The 365-nt window shown below is 43.3% G+C and carries 1 protein-coding gene; it reads left to right on the top strand.

Going from position 1 to position 365, the window contains the following annotated elements; genetic code table 11:
• Nucleotides 1-162: transposase (locus HZY94_RS03765; protein ID WP_179925070.1), on the top strand; the 162-nt coding region annotated here is incomplete at its 5' end.
• Nucleotides 163-365 lie beyond the last annotated feature (203 nt).

Below are 365 nucleotides of genomic sequence, written 5' to 3'. Positions count from 1 at the left end.
TATTCCAATGCAAGACTAGAGGCAACTAATAATCTCATCAAGGTTATCAAGCGGAATGCCTTTGGTTTCAGGAACTTTGACAATTTTAAGAAACGCATTTTCCTAGCCTTGAATACGAAACGAGAAAAGGAACAGGTAGTCCTCTCTCGACTTGCTCTCTGATAGAATCCACCTAGGTCTGAAGAGACGCTTTAAGGCTTCCAAAAATTAAAAGGGATGCGGAACCCCGTGGATCGAGTAGAGGCTAATTTCTAGTCCCTCTCACACCACCGTGCGTGCCGTTCGGCACACGGCGGTTCAACTAACTTTTAACGCATGTCGTTTAAGATAGAAATCTAGACAAGAAACCAGTCCTCTTTTAGTAA

The sequence above is a fragment of the Streptococcus danieliae genome (assembly GCF_013415245.1).
Lineage (GTDB): Bacteria > Bacillota > Bacilli > Lactobacillales > Streptococcaceae > Streptococcus > Streptococcus danieliae_A.
Note: the sequence above shows the minus strand (reverse complement) of the source record. Positions and strands in the feature narration are given on the sequence as shown.